The organism is Devosia sp. (assembly GCF_036676215.1).
Taxonomy (GTDB): Bacteria; Pseudomonadota; Alphaproteobacteria; order Rhizobiales; family Devosiaceae; genus Devosia.
In genome coordinates this window covers 1-22011 of the sequence record NZ_JAKFDJ010000224.1, presented here as the reverse complement: position 1 = coordinate 22011, position 22011 = coordinate 1, and the positions used below count along the sequence as shown (strand labels likewise).

Here is a 22011-nt window from a genome sequence, read left to right as displayed (position 1 = left end):
TCCTTGCTGGCCGGCAGCAAATCGTGGATGCTGCGGTTACGTTGATTTTCAAGAGCTTAGCAATCCATGACCCATGGAGACAACGACCCCTTCGAGCTTGAGGCGATGATTGCGCTGCGCCGCGATCTGCACAGGCATCCCGAACTCGGTTTCGAGGAGGTCCGCACCAGCGACATTGTGGCGCGGTGGCTGGAAGAGGCGGGCATTGAGGTCCATCGCGGGCTAGGCAAGACTGGTATTGTCGGCACCTTGCGGGTGGGGACTAGTAGCCGAGCGATCGCGCTGCGCGCCGACATGGATGCATTGGCCATGCCGGAACTCGGCGACGTGCCCTACAAGTCAACCACCGCCAACACCATGCATGCCTGTGGTCACGACGGCCACACCGTGATGCTGCTGGCCGCGGCCCGGCACCTGGCGCGCACGCGCCGGTTTTCCGGCACGGTGCACTTCATTTTCCAGCCTGCCGAGGAAGGACGTGGCGGGGCGCAGGCGATGCTGGCTGACGGGTTCCTCGATCGCTTTCCGATCGACGCGGTCTTTGGCCTGCACAATATGCCCGGGCTGGCGCCCGACGAGATGGCGGTCGTGGCTGGGCCGCAATTGGCGTCGTCAGACAGTTGGGAGGTCACCTTTCACGGTGTCGGCACCCATGGCGCCAAGCCGCATCTGGGGCGCGATGCCATGACGTCGGCTGCGCATTTTCTCACGGTGATACACACTATCGTGGCCCGACGCGTTGATCCGCTGCAACCGGCCGTGGTCAGCGCCTGCGCCATCACCGGCGGCGATTTCCGCGCGCTCAATGTCATTCCCGACGATGTGCGGATCGGCGGCACGGCGCGCGCCTATTCGGCACAGGTGCGCGACCAATTGGAGGCCGAGATCGGCCAGCTGGCAGCGGGTGTGGCCAGCATGTTCGGGATCCGTGCCAGCTATAGCTTCAAGCGCCGCATTGCGCCGGTTATCAATGACGCGGGGGCGACAGCGGCAGCGTTTGCGGCGGCCAGTGTCGTGACGGGCAAGCCTGTCGTGACCGATTTCCCGCCGTCCACGGCAGGCGACGATTTTGCCGAGTTCAGCAACCTCATCCCGGGCTGCTATGTGTGGCTGGGCAACGGTCCAGCGGTAGGCGGCGCGCTGCACCATAATTCCCGCTACGATTTCAACGATGCGGCGATCCCCACTGGAGCCCGCTACTGGACGGCGCTGGTGGAGCAGGAGCTGGTCTAGCGCAAGCCGCTGGACAGCAGGTCGAGTGCCCCTTGCACGTCGACGCGCATGGCCACGGCGACAGGCGTTCCGGTCTCGCTATCGGTCAAGGCGCCGGCATCCGGACCGTCACCCAGATTGATCGACAATCGGTGGATTTCGATGTCGAACAGGTCCGGCGCGACGGCCAGCAGCATGACGCAGGGGTCGTGCAACGGTCGGCTCTGCTTGTCGTCCAGCAGATAGGCCGTGAGGATGTCGGCGGCGGTGTCGCCGGCCAGGCTTCCGCGCAGGGCCTCGACATAGGCCCGATCCGCTCGCACGCGGCGGGTGACGTCCAGTGGCACGATGGTGGTCTTGATGTCCGAGCGCAGCACGACGGCGGTTGCCTCGGGGTCGGAGGCGAAATTGAACTCCGAGGCCGGACCTGCATTGCCCGGCTCGACAATGGCACCGCCCATGGCGATCAACTGGCCGATGCGGCCAGCGGCTTCCGGGTGCTCATTCACCAGGCGCCCGATATTGGTCAGGGGTCCCAGGGCCAGAATGTCGATAGAGCCACTGGGAGCGGTGAGCAGCGTCTCGGCCAGCCATTCGACGGCCCCTGTCTGTGCCGTCACGGTCGTTGGGGGCAGGGTGATGCCCCGCAGGCCGTCCACACCGTGAATAACGATGGCGTCAATATTGTCGCGCAGCATTGCCGTGGAAGCGCCCGATATAACGGGGATGTCGCTCCGGTCCATCACGGCAAGCAGGCCGCCGGCATTGCTGGTGGTCCGCTCCAGGCCGATATTGCCGGCGACCGTGGTCAGCCCCAGAATGTCGAAGCGCCCGCTCGCCAATGCGAAGAGAATGGCCACGGCATCGTCGAGGCCAGGATCGGTATCAATGACGACTCGTCGATTCATAAAGGGGAGCCAGCACCATTTCTGGAACCTTCACAAGCCCTTTGTCGGTGATGCGAATCTCAGGAATAACCGACAGCGGGATCAGGTTGAAGCCCATGTAGGGGATGGTGCAACCGGCATCCAGCCAGGCGGTCTTAAGCGCCTGGTTTTCGGCGGCGACGTCGTGCACGCGCTTGTCGGACAGCAGGCCGGCCACGGGCAGGCCGACAAAGGCCGTTACCCGACCGTCCTGCACCACCACTATGCCGCCCTTGGCCCCTTCGATAGTGGCAAGCGCCAGGGCCATGTCGGCCTCGTTGGTGCCCGCCAGGATGATATTGTGGCTGTCATGGCCGACGCTGGAGCCGACGGCGCCATTGCGGATGCCGAAATCCTGCAGCAGGCCGCGTGCGATACCGCCATTGGATTTGCCGTGGCGCTCGATGACGGTGACGAAGCTGAGATTGTGCTTCTCGAGAATGGTCGACCAGTCATCGGCCGGCTCGATGGCGACCCTGCGGTGCGGCAGCACGATGCCGGGCATCTCGATGCCGATGGCATTGGCGGTGACCGGCTCGGTCGGAAGTTCCGGAACGAGCTTGCGCGCCTTGGGCAGGTGGACGGTGTTATAGGCCGCCTCGGGATAGCGATAGCGCTGGTTGAGCGTGGCCTCGAGCAGGGGCGTCACCTTGCGGTCATCGACCACGAGTTCCCCGCCATACCAGGTGCTTTGTGGCTTCATGGAGTCATCGAGCAGCACCAGATCGGCACGGCGTCCGCCGCCGAGGCCACCGATTTCGTCGCCCATGCCGAAGCGGGTGGCGCCGTGCAGCGAGCCCATGGCCCAGGCCTGTTCCGGCTTCATGCCGCAACGAATGGCTTCGCGCACCACCCAGTCGAGGCCGAAGTTCAACAGGTCATCGGCATCACGGTCGTCGGTGCAGACGCAGAAGCGCTTGTGGCTGGCGCCCAACTCGGTGATCGGCTTGATCGCCTCGACGATGGAGTTCCACGGCGTCGCCGGATTGCCGCCGCGCAGGAAAACCCAGATACCGGCATCGATGAAGTCATTGGCGATCTCGCGGTCGATGGCCTCATGCGTGTCGGTGACGCCAGAAGCGGCATAGGGTGCGACGAATTCGCGGCCGTAGATATGGCCGGAAACCGGCCGGTTACGCTTGAGCGCTTCGGCAATGATGGCGTGGCTGCGAGAATCGCCCATGGCGACCGGCACAAAATCCATCTTCTCACCCAGGGCCACGGCCTCGGGCCATTTGTCGAACAGGGCGCCGATCTTGTCCGGCGTTAGGTCGCCGCCGGCGGTTTCGAGCTCAGGCGAGGTGGCCGGGACCGTGGAAGGCACGGTGAGGAAGATGGAGAGCGGCGCCATGCGAGCATCTTCGAGCATGGCCTCGACCCCGGCGACATCCATCACATTGCCGATCTCGTGGCTGTCGCAAAAGATCGTCGTGGTGCCGTTGAGCAGGGCCGCCTCGGCATAGGCGCAGGCCGTGACCATCGAGCTTTCGATATGGATATGCGGATCGACCAGGCCCGGCGCTATAATGCCGCCCTTGGCGTCGTAGACGGCCTTTGGGGCAGGGCCCTTCTTGTGCACGCCGGCCGGCATGACCGCAGCGATGCGGCCATTGGCGAGCCAGACCTCCTTGTCGATCGCGATGCGCTCCGAATAGGTCGAGAGCACCCGAACGCCGGTGATGACCAGATCGGCCGCAGCGCGGCCACCGGCCACGGCAGCCAGATGCATCGTGCTGGCGTGGAGCGGGGCGACGGAAAAGCGGGTGATGGTCATGGATTGTTCTCCGAGAAGGCGGCGAGGATGCGCACCCAGGAGCGGATGCCCTTGTGAAAGCTCGACAGGTCGTATTTCTCGTTCGGGCTGTGGATGCGGTTGTCGAACCGGGCAAAGCCGATTAGCAGGGCATCCATGCCGAGCTGCCGCTTGAACTCACCGAGGATAGGGATAGAACCACCCGTGCCCGCCAGCGCCGCCTCGCGTCCCCATTCGTCGGTCAACGCCTCGCGGGCCTTGGTGAGTAGGGCGCCGTCTAGGGGCATCATCTGGGCGGGGGCGGCGGCGTAGGCCTTGAATGTGACGGTGCAATCGGGCGGCAGCAGGCCTTGCACATAGTTGCGGAAGAGCTGTCGGATAAGGTGCGGATCCTGGCCGGCGACGAGGCGGAAACTCAGCTTGGCACTGGCCCTGGCTGGGATAACGGTCTTGAAGCCGTCGCCGGTATAGCCGCTCCAGATGCCGTTGATCTCGCAGGTGGGGCGAGCCCAGACCTGTTCGAGCGCCGAGCGGCCAGACTCGCCGGCTGGTGTCGAGAGACCAACATCGGCGAGGAATTTGCTCGCGTCGAAGGGCAAGCGGGACCATTGATCGGCGATGGCCTGGGGCAGGTCCGCGACGCCGTCATAGAAGCCGGGAATGGCGACGCTGCCGTCGTCGTTGCGCAGTTTTCCGATGATCGTGCCGATGACCTGGGCGGCATTGCGGGCGGCGCTGCCGAACATGCCGGAGTGCAAGTCCCTGTCGGCGCAGGTTATTTCGAACTCTTCGCTGACAAAGCCGCGCCACATGGTGGTGATGGCGGGGGTATCGCGGTCCCACATGTCGGTGTCGCAGACCAGCATGACATCGGCCCGCAAGTCGTCGCCGTGCTCGGCAAGGAAAGGCCCAAGGCTGGGGCTGCCGGCTTCCTCCTCGCCCTCGAACAGCATGGAGATGCGGATCGGTAGCGCACCGGTTACGGCTTTGAAGGCGCGGCAGGCCTCGATGAAGGTCAGCAACTGCCCTTTGTCGTCGGAGGCGCCGCGACCCAGGATATGGGTCTCGCCATCGGGCTGCGGTACCAGCGATGGCTCGAAAGGCTCGGTATTCCAAAGATTTAGCGGGTCGACGGGCTGCACGTCATAGTGGCCATAGAAGAGGACATGAGGACCGGGAACGGCCGGGCCATGGGCGACCACCATGGGGTGGCCTGCCGTGTCACGGATTGTGGCGCTGAAGTCCAGATTTTCCAGCTCATTTCGCAGCCATTCGGCGGCTCGGCGGCAATCGGCGGCATAGCGGGCTTCGGTGGATACCGAGGGGATGCGGATAAGTTGGAATAACCTGTCGAGGCTCTGGGGGATATCCGTATCCACCCGGGCGAGGATATCATCGAGCTGGGTCATGGCGCCTCGTCGATCTGCCGCATTTCGGCCTTGAACATGACCGCGATATGAATGGCATCGCGGGTCGTTTGCACGGGGTCGAGCGTTTCGACGCGGCGATCGCGCATCAGCCAGCGACCGGCCACCATGGCATGGGTCACGTCTGAGGGCATGGCGGCGAAGACAAGGGCCGAATAGGCATCGTAGATCGGATGCAGCCGGGGCGCCGCGAGGCTGATGCGGATGAGGTCGGCCTGCTTGCCAGGTTCGAGCGACCCGACCATGTCGGCAAGACCGAGGACACGGGCACCCTCGATGGTGGCCATGCGGATGACGTCGATGGCGGGCAGGGGCTTGCGCGAACCGCCCAGTAACTTGGCGAACATCGAGACCGGCGCGAACTGGCTGAACAGGTCCAGCGTATTGCCGCTCATGGCGCCGTCGCTGCCGATGCCGACAGGGATGCCGGCCCGGCGCATCTTTTCGACGGGGGCGATGCCGCGGCCGGCCTTGCCGTTGGAGCGCGGATTGGTGGCGGCGTGGACGCCGGCTTCCGCCATCATGGCGATATCGGCGTCGTCGAGCTGCAGGCAATGGGCGGCAATCAGGCCCGGCTTGAGCAGGCCGGCGTCGCGGGTGACGGCGACTGTACTCTGACCGTGGGTTTTGCGGGCCCAATCCACTTCCAGCGTGCTTTCGGCCAGATGCATCTGCACGGGTATGTCGGGATGGTCGGCGGACCAGTGGGCGATGCGCTGCATGACCGCGAAGCCAGTGGAATAGGGAGCATGCGGGGCGATGGAGGGGGTGATGAGAGGATGGCCGGCACAGGCGTCGACCAGCTGCTCGACCGCTGCGAAGCCCTCGTCGAAGCTCTTGTGGTCCGGCGGATTGAAATCGGCCAGGGTCTGGCCGAGGACGGCGCGCAGGCCGGCACGGTCGCAGACCTTGGCCACCTCGGTTTCGAAATAGTACATGTCGGCAACGGTGGTGACGCCGCCCTGGATCATTTCCAGCGCCGACAGGGCCGAGCCGATGCGGACCATGTCAGGGGTAACGAATTTGCGCTCCAGCGGCAGGATATAGCGATAGAGGCGGTCATCGACGTCTTCGGCGAGGCCCCGGAACACCGCCATGCCCATATGGCAGTGGGTATTGACCATGCCCGGCATGACGATATCGCCGCCGCAATCGATGATCTCGGCATCTTCGATGCGGGGAGGGGTACCGGAGCCCAGCGCGGTGATGGTGGTGTCGTCGATCTGCAGCCAGCCGGGATTGTGCTCGGACAGGGCAGGGTCGAGGGTGAGCAGCCACGCGTTGGTGAGGATGGTGGTCATGGGCCCCTTCCCCTTCTCCCCTTGAGGGAGAAGGTGGCGCGGCGTAGCCGAGACGGATGAGGGGTCTGCGGGATGCCCGCATTCACCGCGTGTGGAGCCAACCCCTCACCCGCCCTTCGGGCACCCTCTCCCTCAAGGAGAGAGGGGGGTAGTGTGGTTGTGGCCCGCCTTGAACCTTCCAACAACATCACGCCGTTTCCGGCGCCAGGATCGTGCACTGTTCGGGCACCGGCACCAGCTTGGCGGCAACGCCCGGTTCCAGCGGCCTTGTCAGGGGGCCATTGGCGACCAGCGCGCCGGCCGGGGTCTCGCACTGATACTGGTAGGCGCGGCCGAGATAGGTGCGCAGGCCGAGCGTGGCCGGGATGCCTTCCATGGCGGCATTGTCGGTGACCGCCAGGCCATCGGCGCGGCAGGCGAGGGTAAAGCGGTCGGGAATGGTGCCGAACTGCTCCAGCGACAGGGTCAGCCTGACGCCGCCCGGCGCCTCGGCGGTGACCTTGGCGCCGTCACGGGCGACGACATTCATGGCAATCAGGTTTTCGAAGCCGACGAAGCGGGCGACGAAGGCATTGGCTGGGCGCTGATAGAGCGTTTCGGGCGTATCGAGCTGCATGATGCGGCCGGCATGCATGATGGCGACGCGGTCGGAGATCGAGAAGGCCTCTTCCTGGTCATGGGTGACATAGACCGAGGTCGTGCCATTGGCGCGCTGCAACTGGCGGATCTCGACGCGCATGTCGATGCGCAGCTTGGCGTCGAGATTGCTGAGGGGTTCATCGAACATCAGCAAGGGCGGCTCGATCACCAGGGCACGAGCCAAGGCGACGCGCTGCTTCTGGCCGCCGGAGAGGGCGCCGGGCAGGCGGTCGGCCAGATGGGCGAGACCGACGCGCTCCAGCATGGCGGTGACGCGCTTGGCGCGGTCGGTGCCGGAAATGCCGCGTTGCTTGAGGCCGAAGCCGACATTGTCGGCCACCGAGAGATGCGGGAAGAGAGCGTAGTTCTGGAAGACGAGGCCGATATCGCGCTGAAAAGGCGGCAGGCGGGTAAGGTCGCGGCCGCCCAGGGTGATAGTGCCCGAAGTGGGCTGCAGGAAACCAGCGACGAGCCGGAGCGTCGTAGTCTTGCCGCAGCCGCTGGCGCCGAGCAGGGAGACGAGCTCGCCTTCGGCGACGGAGAGGGACAGATCTTCCAGCACCTGAGTGGTGCCGTAATGGGCGGAAATGGACTGGAGCGTAAGGGCCTGGGTCATGAAAACTACTTGGCTAGGAAGGTCAGGCCGAGCGTGCGCTCGACAATGGCCATGACGGCCACGGTGAGGATCATCAGCAGCACCGAAACGGAGGCTACCGTGGGATCGAAGAACTGCTCCATATGCGCGAGCAGTTGGATGGGCAGGGTGGAAAGCCCCGGACCGGTGAGGAAGATCGAGATTGAAACGTCGTTGATCGAGGTGATGAAGGCCAGGATGAAGGCCGCGATCACGCCAGAGCGCACATTGGGCAAGAGGATGGTGAAAAAGGTTTTCAGCGGCGGCGAGCCGAGGCTGATGGCCGCTTCCTCGATGGAGAAATCGAACGAGGCCAGCGAGGCGCTGATCACCCGCACCACATAGGGCAGCACCAGCAGCGAATGACCGAACAGCAGGGAGATATAGATCGGTGAGTTGAACTGGACGGCCAGGTTCTTGAGCAGGGAGAAGCCGAGCACCAGTTCGGGCACCAGTACGGGCAGGATGAACAGGGTCGAGAGCCAGCCCGGCAGCTGAATGCGATGGCGGTTGAGCGCATAGGCGGCCGGAATGCCGATGACCAGGGCGATCATCGTCGACAGGAACGCGATCTGCAGGCTGGTCACGATGGTGCGGCGGAAGGCGTCGATCTGGAAAATGTTCTCGAACCAGCGCAGCGACAGGCCCTGGGGCGGGAAGGTCAGATAGGTGGTGTCGCTGAGCGCGGCGCCGAGCACGATGATCAACGGACCGACCAGGAACATGAAGACCAGCACCGTGCCGGCGATCAGCAGGGGGTGGATTTTCTGGGTCATCATACGGCCATCGGGTTGAGGCGCCGGGCGACGCGGGTCATCAGCAGCACTATGGCAATGGTGATCACCACCATGACCGCGGCAATGGTGGAGGCGGCGACCCAGTCGAAAGTGATCATGGCCTGCTGGTACATCAGCGTGCCCATCATCATCACCTGTTCGCCGCCGAGCAATTGCGGGGTGGCGTAGGAGGTGAAGCTGCCGGTGAAAACCAGGACGGCGCCGACGATGAGGCCGGGAACGGCCAGCGGCAGGGTGACCTGCATGAAGGTGGCGGAGGGCCTTGCGCCGAGCGAGGCCGAGGCCTGGATGAGGTCGTCGGGAATGCCCTCGAGCACGCCGACCAGCGTCAGGATCATCAGCGGCACGAAGAGATAGACCATGGCCACGATGACCGCGCCCTGGGTGTAGAGCATGCTCATCGGCTCGCCGATCAGGCCCAGGCTGAGCAAGGTGGAGTTGAGAATGCCGTTCTTGCCCAGGATGATGAGCCAGGCAAAGGAGCGCACCACGACGCCGGTCAGCAGCGGGAAGACCGCCGCGATGATGAGGATGGATTTCAGCCAGCCCGGCGAACGCGAGACGACGTAAGCGGTGAGAAAGCCGATGACCAGGGCGATGGCGGTGGTGGCCAGCGATACCTGGATGGTGCGGATCAGCACGGTGCGGCGGAAGCCGCTGCCGAAAAAGGCCTGGTAGGTGGCAAAGGGACCAGCGGGCGTAGTGAAAGTGGTGAGAATCGTCGCCAGCACCGGCAGCACGAGAAAGACCACGACCAGGATTGTCGCGGGGGAGGCCAGGGTCCAGCCGGCGAAGCGTTTCATAGATGGGCCTTCCGTGGCGTTCGATGCCACCACAACCACGATGTCACCCCGGCGAAAACCGGGGCCCATCCTGAGATTTGTGCACTTGGCTGCATCTCAGGATGGATCCCGGCCTGCGCCGGGATGACATCGCGTGTGCCTTTCGTTCAATGCGAAACAGGCGCGGCTACAACCGCGCCTGCAAACATTACATGCCGAAGATTTCGTTCCAGCGATCGACCCAGCCGCCCTTGGCAGCGTTCATCTTGACATAGTCGACGCGCTGCAGGCCGGCGATGACATCGGCGCCATAGGTCCAGAGCGCGGCCTGTTCCGGAGTCAGCTCGACCGAGGTCACGACGGGCGCATCGACGCCCTGTTCGGCCAGCTGCTGCTGGATTTCGGGGGAGAGGATGAAGTTGATGAACTCATAGGCCAGTTCCGGTTCGGCGGCACCGACCGGGATATTGACCGTATTGAGCGTGGCGATCGAGCTTTCCGCGAGGTCGGCCCAGACCACGGTCGGCACGGCCGCCTGGATCTGGCCGAGGGTGAAGTCCTGCGCAATGGCGGCGCTGACTTCGCCGGTCGAGAACAGGTTGATCATCTCCGAGCCGGTATTGTAGTTCTTCACCACATTGGGCTTGAGCGCATCAACGGAAGCAAAGGCGGCGTCTTCATCGGTGAAGGCGTCGACGCCGGTATGATCGCCCGCCTTCATGACCACCATCGGGCCGGCCGTGGTGGTGATGCCGGGCAGGGACAGGGAGCCGGCAAGGTCTTCGCGCCACAGATCGTTCCAGGAAGTGATCGGAGTCGTCACCTTGGCGGAGTCATAGACGATGCCGACGCGGCCGATCGTATAGGCCGGGCCGTAGCCGCCCTGCGGGTCCTTGGCGAGGTCGTAGATGCCGGCGAGGTTGGGAAGCTTGGCCGGATCGATCTTCTGGAACAGGCCGGCTTCGATGCCCTGCTGGCTGAAGCTGTCGGAGAAATAGGCGACGTCGACGCCGGCGCCATTGCGGATCTGGATCTTGTTGAGCCGCTCGCCATTATTGCCGGTCTCGAACACGATCTCGCAGCCGCACTGTTCGCGGAACGGCGCCAGCACGATGGATTCCAGCTTTTCGCCGTTAAAACCCCACCAGGAGATGGTGAGTGTCTTGCCTTGCGCGACAGCGGGGGCGGCCGAGAGCAGGGCGGTGGCGGAAAGCGCCAGAGCAGTGACGAAAAGTTTTTTCATTATCAGCTTCCTTCTGCATCGCGGACGAGTGCCAGCGATGGTTTGACAAACAGGCGCCTCCCTGATGGAAGCCTATTTTTGCGGCGGTAGCTCCGCAAGCCCAATCTTTGGGCTAGCGGTCGGGTTAAGCGGTTTATCAACCGTGTTTTGGCGATGCAGACCAGGGAAATAGTACCGTGTGCGCCGCCGTATCCAGGTCTGGAAATGGCTGCGAGCACGGCGTTCACCAGACAATTTTGTGGGTCTCTCCAGTCTGCACGTTTACGAAGCCGTTGGGGGCCAGCTTGGACGGCGCCACCAGCACCCAGCGCCAGGGCGAGCAGGTGAGGGTGGCGAAGATCAGGAATTCCGGGAACCCCGGCTTCCAGCGGTTCATGGCGGCGGGCTGATACATCCAGGTGACGTCATTGGCGCGCTTGAGGAAGGCCTGCATGTCGGCATCGAAGGCCTCGGCGGGGCGGGCGGTCATCAGGCCGGCGATCTCGAGGCGAACCTGGGCGACGATTTCGCCGCGATGGACCAGCACCCAGCCGCCGTCGATGGATTGCAGATGATTGACGGCCTTGGCCATGGCAGCGTCGGATGAGCCGATGCACCATACATTGTGGCTGTCATGGGCAACCGAGCAGGCCAAAGCCGTATCGGGGTCTTCCGGGCCGCAGCCGGTCCAGAACATGGCAGCGACCGCGCCATCGCCGCGATAGCGGTCGATCAGGGACCATTTGGTGATGAGGCGGGCGGGATCGCGCTGCACGGCGCCATCCACCACCGGCAATTCCTCGGTGAGGAAATCCTCGTTCCAGTGGAAGGGACGCAGGATGGCCGCCGTCATGGTGGTCCGGCCAGGCTCGGCCGGAATGACGAAATCGGCGGCGGCGAGGGTGCGGCCGATATTCATGGTTCGGGTGGCCCATTCGGGCCAGTCGAGTTTGGGCGCGGGACCGGTGAAGGTCTTGCCTTCGGACGACAGGATGCCATCGGCATAGACATGGGCGATGGAGACGGTGGGGACGTCGTCCAGCAGGACGATATCGGCATAGCGGCCGGGGGTGACGGAGCCGACCCATTGGTCGATCCGCATGTGGCGGGCCGGATTGATGGTGGCGCATTGGATGGCGATTTCGGGCGCGAGGCCATAGTGGATGGCGTGGCGCACATTGTGGTCGCTGGCGCCATCGCGGAGCGTATCGCTGGCGCTGCGGTCATCGGTGGTGAAGGCGATATTGGACCAGTCCTTGAGGCCGCGTTCGAGCAGGCCTGGTATGATCGCGTCATAGGAGAAGGGGCGCAGTTCGGTGAAGAGGCCGCGCATCAGGCGGTCCCAGGCCTCGTCGAGCGACCAGACTTCGTGGTCGGAACTGAGGCCGGCGGCGGCAAAGGCGGAAATGTCGTGCGGATCGATGAGGCCCGAGCCATGGCCCTCGACCACGCCGCGCATTTCAAAGGTGGCGCGGATCATGCCCCACATGCGGGCATAGCCGGGATTGGTGGGGTCCCAGACCGAGGGCCAGTCCATGACCTCGTCGAGGCCGGTGACGGAGAGATCGTCCCTCAGGAACTGTTTCTGCTCGTCATAGCCATAGTATCCGCCGCTCTCTTCCCAGGCGCTGGGCGGCACGGCGGAGCCGGGCTGGATGAAGACCTTGAGAGGGGAGCCGGCCAGGCGCGCTTTCTGCCAGAATTCGGTGTTCTTGCTGCCGCTCACATTGGCGAATTCGTGGCTGGCTTCGCAGGTCCAGGTATTGCCGCGCGGGATGACCAGCGCTGCCTCGAACTCGGGCGTCAGGTGAGTGGATTCGATGTGCTTGTGCACCTCGCCGAAGCCGGGGACGGCCGAGAGATGTGGATAACGCACGCGCTCGGCGACCTCGCCACGATAGGAGCCGATAGGGCCGACATAGGCGATGCGGCGGCCGTAGACGATGATTTCCTGGTTTTCCAGCCAATGATTGGCATGGACAGCGAGGAGCCGTCCGACTTCGATGGCCCGGTCGGCGGGCTGCTTGCCGAGCGAGACCAGCAGCAGATGCTGGCGGATGGCGACCTCGTCGGCGGCGTTGAGGATCAGATCGTCGGGCAGCGCCATCAGTGACCTGCCGAGCGCAGGCGCCGGGCCTGCATGGCGCGGTAGCTGAAGAGGAACAGGGCGAGGATAGTCACGACGAAGGGGATCATGCGGATCAGTTCGGCCGGGATCCAGTTGAACAGGCCCGGCATGACGACGGCAAGCGCTTCAAAGACGCCGAAGAGCAGGGCAGCCAGCAGGGCGCCGACGGGGTGGCGAGCGCCGAGCAGCACGGCACCCAGTGCGATGAAGCCGCGGCCGGCGGTCATGTCGCGGGTGAAGCCGATATAGTTGAACATGGCGAGCTGGGCACCGCCAAGGGCGGCGAGCCCGCCAGAGACCAGCAAGCTCCAGGTGCGGATGGCGTTGACCGGGATGCCGGCGGCTTCAGGTGCCGCGGGATATTCGCCGACGCCGCGCAGCCACAGGCCCCAGGGCGTGCGGTAGAGGAAATACCAGATGGCAAAGACCAGGAAGGCCGCCAGCCAGGACAGGATGGAGTGGCCCGACAGCATGCGCTCGAGGAAGTCGCCGATGCCCGGGATGATGCCGAGGAAGGAGAGATCGACGGCGGGGACCGATTTCGAGGCCAGGTTGATCGAGGTGCCCTTGTCGCCGCCGGTGGCGATGGTGAGCGCGAACACCGTGCCGCCCGCGGCCAGGATGTTGATGGCGAAGCCAACCAGGATGATGTCGGCTTTGAGCCGCAGGTGGAAGAACGCCATGATGGCGCCGAGCAGCGCGCCGGCGAGGACTGCCGCGAGGACCGCAACGTACCAGGGGGCAAAGACCGAGACGAGGACGGCGGTGAGGCAGCCCACCAGCATCATGCCTTCGAGCGCCACGTTGAGCGCGCCACCGAGATCGGCAATCAAGCCACCCAGCGTCGCCAGCAGCAATGGCGTCGAGGTGCGGACAACGGTGATGAAGAAGGTGGTCGAAAGGACCGTCATCAGGAGTTCGATCATTTCTGTGCCTCCAGTGCCGGGGCGGTCGTCGCCGATCGACCCATGACGCGCGCCCAGAACTTGCGGCCGGGCATCGAGAAGGACGAGGCGACGAGCAGGATGATGATGGCGGTGACCACGCCGATGACCTCGGATGGCACGTCGGTGCGCAGGTTCATCAGCTGCGCGCCCTGCCGCAGATAGCCGTAGAACAGCGCGACAACCGGCACGGCCAGCGGACGGCTGCGGGCGACGATGGCGACGAGGATGCCCTCGAAGGCGAGATTGCCCTCGAACAGCACGGTCAGATAGCCATAGGTCTGTCCCTGAACGAACATCGAGCCGAGCAGTCCGCCCAGTGCGCCGGCGGCAGTCATGGCCGAAACCATGATGGCGGTCGATCTTATGCCGGCATATTCGGCGAAGTTGGCATTGTGCCCGACGAGCCGGAGCTTAAGGCCCCAGGCGGTGCGATAGAGCGCGAACCAGACGGCGAGCACGGCGATGGTGGCGAAGATCAGGCCGAGGTCGATGCGCGTTCCTTCAACCAAGGGCGGAAACACGGCCGTTTCAGGGAAATTGTTGGTCGTCAGCACGCCGGGTTGTGGCTTGGGCAGGTGGGTGCGGACGAGGTAATTGCAGAGCTCGATGGCGATATAGTTGAGCATCAGCGAGGAAACGATCTCGTTGGCGCCGAACTTGACCTTGGCAATGCCTGGGATGAAACCCCAGAAGGCCCCGGCGAGCATGGCAGCGGCGACGCCGAGCGGAATGCCCGCCCAGGTGGACCCGATGGGCGAGAGCGCCACATAGGCCGCGGCAAGCGCCCCGACATAGACCTGCCCCTGGACACCCATCGAGAACTGGCGCGCCTGGAAGACGAGGCTGAAAGCCAGCCCGGTTATGGTAAGCTTGGCGACATCGTCGATCCACAGGCCAATGGTGCGCGGCCGCGACATCGGCGCGGTGAGCAATACGTTGAAGGCTTCGAGTGGCGCTTCGGAGGTGAAGAGCACGATGACGAAGGCGATGCCCAGAGCAATGAGCGCGGCGCTGAGCGCGCGTCCGGCTTCGCGGCGGATGGTCTTGAAACGGGCCTGGCGGCCCAGTTCGGCCTGCGTCGTCATGCTCATCGCAGGCCTCCCTGCATTTCTTCGGGAGTCTGTTTGGCAATGCCGAGCATGTAGGTGCCCAGGGTTTCAGGCGTGAGGTCGTCGGAATTGGTGAGGGCCGCGACGATGCGACCGCGATAGAACACGACGAGCCGGTCGGACAGCGCCAGTAGTTCGGAGAGGTCGGCAGAACTGAGCAATACGGCAGCGCCGGCATCGCGCGCTTCGGTCAGCGACTTCCAGATGAACTGGGTGGCGCCGAGGTCGACGCCGCGTGTCGGCTGGTTGACCAGCAGCAGCTTGGGTTGCTCGGACAGTTCGCGTGCCACGACCACTTTCTGCATGTTGCCGCCGGACAGCGTACTCACTGCAGCGCCAGGACCGCCAACGCGGATGGAGAAGCGCTCGATCAGTTTTTCGGCATTGGCCTTGATGGCCTTGAGGTCAAGCAGACCGTTGCGGACATAGCGGGTGTCATCCAGCCGCGTCGCGACGAGGTTTTCCGCCACGCTGGAGCCGGCGGCGAGGCCGCGCGCGATGCGGTCCTCGGGAATGCTGGCGAGGCCCCTGGCGCGCCGTTCCAGCACCGAAAGGGGCGCGAGGCTGGTCCCTTCGAGATAGCCGACGCCATCAGCGATGGGGCGCAGCCCGGCAATGGCTTCGAGCAGCTCGGACTGACCGTTGCCTTCGACACCCACCAAACCGACGATTTCGCCGGCATGCACATGCAGGTTGAGATCGTCGACCAGCAGGCCACCGGATTCGCTTTTGACCTTGAGCGCCTTGATCTCGCAGGCCATGGCGCCGTCATTGCTGGCGCGATCGACGCGCAGGGCGACTTCGCGACCCACCATCATCGTGGCGAGGCTTTTCTCGGTGACTTCCCTGGCGGCCACCTGGCCAACGGTCTTGCCGCCACGCATCACGGTGATGCGGTCGGATATCTCCAGCACCTCGGGCAGCTTGTGGGCGATGAAGATCACCGTGCGGCCCTGCTCGACCAGGGCGCGGACGGCGACGAACAGCTCTTCGACCTCCTGCGGGGCCAGCACGGCCGTGGGTTCGTCGAGAATGAGGATGCGCGCGTCCCGGTAGAGCGCCTTGAGGATTTCCACCCGCTGCTGCTGGCCGACAGGGAGTTGGCCGACAGGGGGTAGGGGATCGACTGACAGACGGAACTTTTCCGAGAGCGCGCGCACGGCGTCGATCGCCTTCTGGCGGTCGAAGCGGATCCCGGCATGGGGCTCGGACCCCAGCACGACGTTTTCATAGACCGAGAAGGACGGGACCAGCGAAAAATGCTGGAATACCATGCCGATGCCGCTGTTGATGGCCTCGCGCGGATTGGCAAAGCTGACCGGCTTGCCGTCCAGCCGCAGCTCGCCGCGATCGGCATGTTCGATGCCGAACAGGATCTTCATCAGCGTGGATTTGCCGGCCCCGTTCTCGCCGACCACGGCATGCACCTCGCCGGCATTGACCGAGAGATTGACGCCGTCATTGGCGACGACGCCGCCGGGATAGGTCTTGCCGATGCCGATGGCCTCAAGGAGCGCGGTCATGGGTCGTCTTTCCGGTTGAAAGAGCAGCGGCGGCGCCGGTGAAGGCGCCGCCGGCTGGATTACTTCATGTCGGTCGACGGAACGAGCGTGCCGGCATTGATCTCGGCTTCGAGTGCGTCGACCTCGGCACGGACCTCGGCGGAGACCAGCTTTTCGTAGTAGGCGTTCTTGGAGATGCCTACGGCGCCCTCGGGCAGGCCTAGCAGCACAGCGGTGCCGTAGGCGGCAGTGCCGTCAAGCGTCTGCTGCAGGGCCAGGAACAGCGAGTCGCCGACCTTCTTTTCCACCGAGGTGAAGATCACATCAGCCTGGGCCTGGTCGGTGGCGGCAAAGATGGTCGCCTGGTCGCTGTCGACACCCACGGCCAGCTTGCCGGCATCACGCACGGCCTGGAGGGCGCCGATGCCGGTGCCGCCGGCGATCGGGAAGATCACGTCCGCGCCCTGGGCGAGCTGGGCCAGCGCGATTTCCTTGCCCTTGGCCGGATCGCTGAAGGTGCCAGCGACGGCGTTGAGGATGGTCACATCCGGATTGGCCGCCATGGCGCCCTCATCGAATCCGACCTTGAAGTCGGTGACGGTGGGGAATTCCATGCCGATGATGGTGGCCAGAACGCCCGAGGTGGAGAGCTTTGCCGCCGCATAGCCGGCCAGATAGCCCGCCGACGAGGTCTGGTACTGCAGGGCCAGCACATTGGCGCAGCAGCCGGTCGAGAAATCGGGGGCATCGTCGAACACGACGAACTTGGTGTCTGGATATTCCGGCGCCAGTTCGACGACAAAGCCGGTCATGTCGAAGGTGCCGGCGATGACGACATCAAAGCCGGTGTCGACCGCGTCGGCGAGAGCCGGCTGCCAGCGGCTGCGGTCATAGCCGGCTTCGATGATCTTGACCTCGACCGGCAGTTCGGCCATGGCCTTTTCGACGCCTGCCGCGGCGCTATCGAAGAAGCTCTTGTCGCCCAGCGTGCCGTGCAGCACCAGCGCGACGCTCAGCGGGCTTTCTTCGGTGTATTCCTGCGCGACGACTGCCGCGGAGGACATCAGTCCGGCGGCAAGTGCAAGGCCGGAAAAGGTCCGGCGGGACAGCATTTTCAAGGACATGGACGGCTCTCCTGTTATTTCAGTTCTTGTTGGGGATGTAGGCGATGGAGGCGGCGTAAAGCGCGACGAGGCTGTCGAGCCTGGCTTCTTCGACGAGGGTGACCATGGGCGTGCCCAGGCGACCCGACGGGTCGACAACGGTCATGCCGCGGGTGATGCCGGGCGCCAGCGCGACATCGACCGAGGCGCGGATGGATTTGGTGACGATGGCCGGGTCGATAACCACGGCGGCAGCCAGCGGATCGACGAAGCGAAACACGTCGCCGCCGCCATAGCTGGCATTGGTTCTGCGGGCGTGGTCCGCCAGCGCCTCGGAAAAGGCCTTGGGCAGGCTGGTATCGAGCGGCGCGAAGGCGGCATCGACATCGGCGCCGGCCATATTATGGGTCACGCAGGGCTCCCAGGGCACTACGACGATGTCGATTTCGGAGCGGAAAATGACCGCAGCCGACTCTGGATCGGCAAAGATGTTGAATTCCGCTGCCGGCGTGGTGTTGCCGCGACCATAGACGGTGCCGCCCATGATGGTCAGCTGGCCAATGCCGGCAATGATCGATGGCTCCACCCGCAACGCCAAGGCCAGGTTGGTCAGCGGACCGATCATCAGGATATCGATCTGCTCGCCCTTGGAAGCCGCATCGCGGAAGCTCTGGCGCAGAAAGCCGACGGCGTCATCGCTGGCGGGCAGGGGGATCGAAGCGGGCCGGGGCGCACCGCCAAGGCCGTCTTCGCCATGGATATACCTGGCATCGATGATGGGCTGGGTCAGCGGGCGATCGGCGCCTTTGTGCACGGGCACATCGGCCCCAACGACAGCCAGCGTCGTCAGGATGTTTCGCGTCGCGGCGTCCAGTCCGACATTGCCGAACACCGTGGTGATGGCATCCGGCGTGCGGCCGGCGGCGATCAGCATAAGCAGGGCCTGCGCGTCGTCCACACCGCCATCGGTATCCAGGATCAGTTTCGTCTTCGTCAACTCAAGCTACCTTTCGTGCCGCTTCAACACGCGACCAGAAGTCTTTGTATATAATGGAGTACTCATTACGAATATCGCCGAATGATCGGCGCAGCAATGCCCGATCGCGAACGATGCATTCGCCTGCGACCCAGACGTGCCGCACATCGCGGCCACTGCCGGAATAGACCAGGACAGTCTCCACATCGGGCGTTTCCGAGTAGCCGGCACCGCTCATGTCGATGGCGATAATATCGGCGGCCTTACCGACTTCGAGCGAGCCTATTTCATGGTCGAGACCAAGGGCCCGCGCGCCATCGATAGTGGCCATGCGGATCAGCTCGCGGCTGGAAATAGGCTGCGCCCGGCCTTCGCGATGGGAGGCGACAAGGCCGGCGACACGCATTTCGGCGATCATGTCGTAGGAATTGTTGGCTGCCACATTATCGGTGCCCAGGGCGACGACGACGCCCGCCTCACGCAGCTTGACGGCAGGGCACATGCCCGCGCGGCCCGAGCGCAGGCCGGCAGTGGCATTGTAGGACACCGATGCGGCGGGTGCGGCGGCGAAGACAGCGATGTCGTCGTCGGTCAAATCAAGGCAATGGGCGGCATGAACGCGCCCGGCAAAGAACCCGTCCCGCGACAGGGCCTGGGTGGCGGTGAGGCCATAGCGGGACATGGTCTCTTCGTTGTCTTCAGGGCCGGCCGCCATATGCAGGTGCATGCCGACGCCATACTTGACCGCCATGGCAACCTCGGCCCGCAGCAGGTCTTCGGAATTGTCGACATAGGGCGCGTGCGGGCCGAACCAGGGGATGACCCGCCCATCGGCCGAGCGCTGGCGCTCGATGAAGGCGGCAGCCTTGGCGAGCTCTTCCTCGCCCCGCGCCTTGTCGCCGAGTTGCACGATGCCGTAAGCGACAACAGCGCGCAGTCCGCTGGCGGCGGCGGCTGTGGCGATCTCGTCGGCAAAGAAATACTGGTCGCAGAACGTCGTCGTTCCCGAAAGCGCCATCTCGGCGCAGGAAAGGGCGACAGCAGGACCAATGTCGGAAGCGAGCAGGGAGAGTTCGGGTTCGCGGATGGAATTGTACCAGCCATCCATGGTGAGGAGGCTCTGGCCCTCGGACCGGCCGCGAAACAGCACCATGGCGGCATGGGTGTGGGCATTCACCAGCCCGGGCATCAGCAAATGGCCAGCAAGCTGCAAGATTTCATCGAAGTTCTTGCTGTCTGGCATGCTCGAAGCCGGTCCCACGCCGGTGATCCGGCCATCCGCGACGCTGACCCAACCCTCGGCAAATGTGGTGTCGGCAGCATCGACCGTCAGGATGGTGGCGTCACGGAGAAGAAACGAGGCCATTTGTCCACAAGTTAGTAAAGCGGTTTACAAGGTGATCTAACGCCACTTATGCTGGGCTTGTCAAATCCAATCACAGCGCCTTTGCCTAAACCATATGCTAGTTGGAAGAATGCACAAGATAGCGCCAGCGCCGAAGGTCGGAAGATGAGCCAGGCCGGGGACTTTGCCTATGCAGCATGGCCCGACATTGCCGAGGCGGCGGGCAGGGGGGCGCTGGCCGTCCTGGCCGTGGGCGCCTGCGAGCAGCATGGCGCGCATCTGCCGTTGACCACTGATACCGATCTGGCGCTGGGCGTGTCACGGCGCATTGCCGCGGCGCTGGAGGGCGTGGTGCTGCCACCGATTGCCTATGGCGACGCGTGGAACAACGAGGCCTTTGCGGGCACGCTGTCGCTGTCGCCCGACACGCTGCGGGCGGTACTCTGCGACATCGGGCGGGGTGTGCAGCGGATCGGGTTTTCGGGGCTGATCGTCATCAATGGCCATTTCGGCAATCGGGAGCCGATTGCGCTGGCGGCGCGGGCGCTGGTGGGCGGCGGGCTGCCGGTGGTCCATCTGGATTATCCGCATCTCGAAAAGCTGGCTGGCGAGATCTGCGACAGCGAGCCGGCGGGGCCGGGATTCTACCATGCCGACGAGGTGGAGACGGCGATGATGCTGGCCCTGCGGCCCGAGGCCGTCGATATGAGCCTGGCGGCGCCGGAATATCCGGATTTTCCGCCGACCTTCGGCATCGAGCCGATGCAATTGCGCGACTTTGTGGCGACGGGCGTGTTCGGCGATCCGCGTCCGGCGACCGCCGCCAAGGGGGAGGCGCTGATCGCGGGCATTGTCGCCGAGAGCCTGCGGCTGATCGGGCTTTGGAGGGCACGCCATGCCATTTGAGGACGCACTGTGGCCACGCTGAGCGATGTGGCCGAAGAGGCCGGCGTGTCACCGACGGCGGTGTCGCGCTATCTCAACAACCGGATCGAGCTGCCACAGGCCACGCGCGACCGCATCGACGCGGCCATCGCCAAGCTGAATTATCGACCGAACCTGCTGGCCAAGCGCCTCTCCACCGGCAAGACCGAGGCCATTAGCCTGGTGACGCCGGAAATCGCCAACCCGTTCTTTGCCGAACTGGCGGCGGCCGTGGAGGCGGCGGCGCAGCAGCATGGCTATGCAGTCTATATGTCGTCGACCCAGGGCGACCGGGCGCGCGAGATCGATGCGATCCAACGCCTGCAGGACCAGCATGTCGACGGCCTGATCATGATGACCAACCAGCCCGATGACGGCACTTTGGCGGGTCTGCTGGACCCGCATCACAATGTGGTGCTGCTCGACGAGGATATTCCCGGGGTGTCGGTGCCCAGGGTGTTCGTGGAGAACGAGCAGGGGGCCTATCTGGCGACCCGGCACCTGATCGAGGCGGGGCATCGCGACATCGCCATCATCAGCGGTCCGCCAAGGCTGATGAGCGTGAGCGAGCGCCTGGCCGGCTTTGAGCGAGCCATGGATGAGGCGGGCCTGCCGGTCCGGCCGGGCTGGGTGTTGCTGGGGCAATACTCGCGCGATTATGGCCGCGCGGCTGCCATGCAGTTGCTGGGCAGTGCCCCGCGACCCACAGCGGTCCTGGCCTGTTCGGACTATATCGCCATCGGCGTGCTGCAGGCGACGCGGCAGGTCGGGATCGACGTACCGGGCGAGCTGTCGCTGGTCGGGTTCGACGACATGCCCTTTGCCGAACTGGTCGATCCACCGCTGACCACGATACGGCAGCCCATTGCCGAGATGGGACGCATGGCATTCGAGCGATTGCTGGCCCAGATCAACAAGACTGACGCCGAGCCGCTGACGCGGCTGCCGGTTAGCCTGATCATTCGCAAATCCGTCCGCAAAATTGGAGCAGCCCACTCATGAGCAAACGCCGCGTGCTGATCGCCGGGGAGTCCTGGACGGTGCATTCCATCCACCAGAAGGGCTTCGACAGCTTTACCACCACCGAATATGCCGAGGGCGTGCGCTGGCTCAAGGCGGCGCTGGAGAATGCGGGATGGGAGGTCGTCTATCAGCCGGCCCACGTCGCGGCGCGCGAATTTCCGGGAACGGTGGAGGCGCTGGCGGAATATGACTGCGTCATTCTCTCCGATATCGGGGCCAATACGCTGCTGCTGCATCCCGATACCTTCGTGCGCTCGAAGA

The 22011-nt window shown here is 64.4% G+C and carries 19 protein-coding genes; 4 read left to right on the top strand and 15 right to left on the bottom strand.

Annotation, left to right across the window (positions count from 1 at the left end; genetic code table 11):
• The first annotated feature begins 66 nt into the window (after positions 1-66).
• Entirely contained in the window at positions 67-1233 is a 1167-nt protein-coding gene (locus tag V6M52_RS18840; protein ID WP_332702494.1) for a M20 aminoacylase family protein, read from the top strand.
• Here V6M52_RS18840 and V6M52_RS18835 read toward each other — a convergent pair.
• From V6M52_RS18835 to V6M52_RS18765, 15 genes are all read right to left on the bottom strand, one after another.
• On the bottom strand, positions 1230-2120 hold the full coding sequence (locus V6M52_RS18835) for a nucleoside hydrolase (protein WP_332687364.1): 891 nt from the start codon (positions 2118-2120) through the stop codon (positions 1230-1232). The two genes, V6M52_RS18840 and V6M52_RS18835, sit on opposite strands and share 4 nt — an antisense overlap.
• On the bottom strand, positions 2098-3912 hold the full coding sequence (locus V6M52_RS18830; protein ID WP_332702492.1) for an adenine deaminase C-terminal domain-containing protein: 1815 nt from the start codon (positions 3910-3912) through the stop codon (positions 2098-2100). Before V6M52_RS18830 ends, V6M52_RS18835 begins: the two co-directional genes overlap by 23 nt.
• Positions 3909-5300 carry a M20/M25/M40 family metallo-hydrolase gene (locus V6M52_RS18825; RefSeq protein ID WP_332702490.1) on the bottom strand — a complete coding sequence of 464 codons (1392 nt, stop codon included), beginning with the start codon at positions 5298-5300 and terminating at the stop codon, positions 3909-3911. The genes V6M52_RS18830 and V6M52_RS18825 overlap by 4 nt, the downstream gene beginning before the upstream one ends.
• A complete protein-coding gene (locus tag V6M52_RS18820) occupies positions 5297-6619 on the bottom strand; it encodes an amidohydrolase family protein (RefSeq protein WP_332702488.1) in 1323 nt (440 codons plus the stop codon). Before V6M52_RS18820 ends, V6M52_RS18825 begins: the two co-directional genes overlap by 4 nt.
• Positions 6620-6806: 187 nt before the next feature.
• Positions 6807-7874, bottom strand: coding sequence for an ABC transporter ATP-binding protein (locus V6M52_RS18815; RefSeq protein ID WP_332687760.1), 1068 nt, complete (start codon positions 7872-7874; stop codon positions 6807-6809).
• A 5-nt stretch (positions 7875-7879) separates the two neighbouring features.
• Complete coding sequence (locus tag V6M52_RS18810) at positions 7880-8671, bottom strand: ABC transporter permease (protein WP_332687761.1); 792 nt, start codon at positions 8669-8671, stop codon at positions 7880-7882.
• Positions 8668-9492 (bottom strand): ABC transporter permease, encoded by an 825-nt coding sequence (locus V6M52_RS18805; protein WP_332687762.1) that lies wholly within the window; start codon positions 9490-9492, stop codon positions 8668-8670. The genes V6M52_RS18810 and V6M52_RS18805 overlap by 4 nt, the downstream gene beginning before the upstream one ends.
• 187 nt (positions 9493-9679) lie before the next feature.
• Positions 9680-10714, bottom strand: a complete 1035-nt coding sequence (locus tag V6M52_RS18800) for an ABC transporter substrate-binding protein (RefSeq protein WP_332702486.1) — start codon at positions 10712-10714, stop codon at positions 9680-9682.
• Between the two features lie 223 nt (positions 10715-10937).
• On the bottom strand, positions 10938-12800 hold the full coding sequence (locus V6M52_RS18795; protein ID WP_332702484.1) for an adenine deaminase: 1863 nt from the start codon (positions 12798-12800) through the stop codon (positions 10938-10940).
• Positions 12800-13747: an ABC transporter permease gene (locus V6M52_RS18790; RefSeq protein WP_332687428.1), complete on the bottom strand. Its 948-nt coding sequence runs from the start codon at positions 13745-13747 to the stop codon at positions 12800-12802. Before V6M52_RS18790 ends, V6M52_RS18795 begins: the two co-directional genes overlap by 1 nt.
• Positions 13744-14859, bottom strand: coding sequence for an ABC transporter permease (locus V6M52_RS18785; RefSeq protein WP_332687429.1), 1116 nt, complete (start codon positions 14857-14859; stop codon positions 13744-13746). The genes V6M52_RS18790 and V6M52_RS18785 overlap by 4 nt, the downstream gene beginning before the upstream one ends.
• On the bottom strand, positions 14856-16400 hold the full coding sequence (locus V6M52_RS18780; protein ID WP_332702482.1) for an ABC transporter ATP-binding protein: 1545 nt from the start codon (positions 16398-16400) through the stop codon (positions 14856-14858). The genes V6M52_RS18785 and V6M52_RS18780 overlap by 4 nt, the downstream gene beginning before the upstream one ends.
• A gap of 59 nt (positions 16401-16459) precedes the next feature.
• Positions 16460-17503 (bottom strand): BMP family lipoprotein, encoded by a 1044-nt coding sequence (locus V6M52_RS18775; protein WP_332702480.1) that lies wholly within the window; start codon positions 17501-17503, stop codon positions 16460-16462.
• A gap of 19 nt (positions 17504-17522) precedes the next feature.
• Positions 17523-18479 carry a nucleoside hydrolase gene (locus V6M52_RS18770; protein WP_332687432.1) on the bottom strand — a complete coding sequence of 319 codons (957 nt, stop codon included), beginning with the start codon at positions 18477-18479 and terminating at the stop codon, positions 17523-17525.
• Position 18480: 1 nt separating this feature from the next.
• Positions 18481-19824 carry an amidohydrolase family protein gene (locus V6M52_RS18765; protein ID WP_332702477.1) on the bottom strand — a complete coding sequence of 448 codons (1344 nt, stop codon included), beginning with the start codon at positions 19822-19824 and terminating at the stop codon, positions 18481-18483.
• A 144-nt stretch (positions 19825-19968) separates the two neighbouring features.
• Here V6M52_RS18765 and V6M52_RS18760 point away from each other — a divergent pair, with 144 nt between their 5' ends.
• The 3 genes from V6M52_RS18760 to V6M52_RS18750 form a co-directional block, all read left to right on the top strand.
• Positions 19969-20709 (top strand): creatininase family protein, encoded by a 741-nt coding sequence (locus V6M52_RS18760; RefSeq protein ID WP_332702475.1) that lies wholly within the window; start codon positions 19969-19971, stop codon positions 20707-20709.
• Between the two features lie 9 nt (positions 20710-20718).
• The gene (locus tag V6M52_RS18755; protein ID WP_332702473.1) at positions 20719-21729 is read left to right on the top strand and encodes a LacI family DNA-binding transcriptional regulator; all 1011 of its coding nucleotides are present in this window, start codon (positions 20719-20721) and stop codon (positions 21727-21729) included.
• On the top strand, positions 21726-22011 hold a 286-nt coding region (locus V6M52_RS18750; RefSeq protein WP_332702472.1), incomplete at its 3' end, for a glutamine amidotransferase. The genes V6M52_RS18755 and V6M52_RS18750, both read left to right, overlap by 4 nt.